A 1,159-nucleotide genomic window follows, 5' to 3' on the forward strand; every position below is an offset into this window, starting at 1 on the left:
AAGCTCAAGGAGTTGAGACAGGAGGCTGCATGATCTTCACTGACCTACCCTCCGCAGTCGAGGAGGCTCGCTGGATGAAAATCAAATCCGGTCATCATCATTGTTGCGTCATACAAAAACCTAATGGGGAGATGGTTATCAGGGAGGAACGGAAGATTCAAACAAAAACAAATTGCGTGATGTATTCGACCCGTCACGATAGGTATCACACAGTATTGCCGGGGATAAAATGAACTTAGAATCACTACCGAAATATTTTTCACCCAAAACAGCTATGTTTAGTGACTCTCCAGCCGCAACTGCTACTGATTCATATTCAATTACCGATGTCATGGCCTCGCTAGGATGGGCGTCCGCTCAGGCTAGGATGGGTATTGAACTGTTTTTGGCGAAACAGGGGATCAATAAACCCGATGAAGCAGTGGAGAGTCTCTATCACTATGCACTGACGCAGGTTCACAAACACCCTGCAATCTCAAAACTCGATGAGGATATTAAACAACGTGTTCTGCAAATACTCGCAAATTACGCATTTCAGGATTATGCGAGGAGTGCAGCCAGTAAAAAGCCATGTTCGGATTGTGAGGATGGATTTATCGAGGCGGAGGTGTTTACAACCAAATGGAGTAAACCCGCGTTTCTGGATATTCCTGACTGGGCTAAAGAAGCGCGAGCTATAACGCCGGAGGAGTGGTACAGAAAGCGCCAAATCAGGGAAATGGTGAGAGTGGCATGTAAAACCTGTGACGGAAAAGGTGAAGTCAGTCACTCTTGCCGTTGTAATGGGCGCGGGGAGGTTTTGGACGAGAAGCAAACCAAGCTGATCGGTATTCCAACCTACAAAACCTGCCCTAAGTGTTCGGGGCGTGGATACTCCAGACTGAAATTCACTGAGGTATGGGATACAGTGAAGCCACTGACAGGAGTATCTAAAACCACCTGTTATGACAAATACCAGCCGATGTTTGAGCAACTAGTGACGGAGTGCTTTAAAGAGGAAGCCAGAGCTGAATCTGTACTGCAAAAACTAACTAAAGAGGAAAAAATAACTACATAAACTTAAATAACTAGAAAATAGATATTGCATTTCTCGGAAAAATAGCCCATCATTACTCCAATGATAGGGTATTTGCAATTTCATCGACCCATCAATACAAAA

Annotated in this window: 2 protein-coding genes; both read left to right on the forward strand. The window is 44.7% G+C overall.

What is annotated here, in order from left to right:
- The coding region (locus PSI22_RS21180; RefSeq protein ID WP_273581449.1) for a hypothetical protein at positions 1 to 233 on the forward strand (233 nt) is incomplete at its 5' end.
- A complete protein-coding gene (locus tag PSI22_RS21185) occupies positions 230 to 1,057 on the forward strand; it encodes an antitermination protein Q (RefSeq protein WP_273581450.1) in 828 nt (275 codons plus the stop codon). The genes PSI22_RS21180 and PSI22_RS21185, both read left to right, overlap by 4 nt.
- Positions 1,058 to 1,159: the final 102 nt, after the last annotated feature.

It is taken from the genome of Xenorhabdus aichiensis (assembly GCF_028598775.1).
Lineage (GTDB): Bacteria > Pseudomonadota > Gammaproteobacteria > Enterobacterales > Enterobacteriaceae > Xenorhabdus > Xenorhabdus bovienii.

Coding starts and splice junctions, on each gene's coding strand:
- PSI22_RS21185 (WP_273581450.1), top strand. CDS start 230: ATGAACTTAGAATCACTACCGAAATATTTTTCACCCAAAACAGCTATG.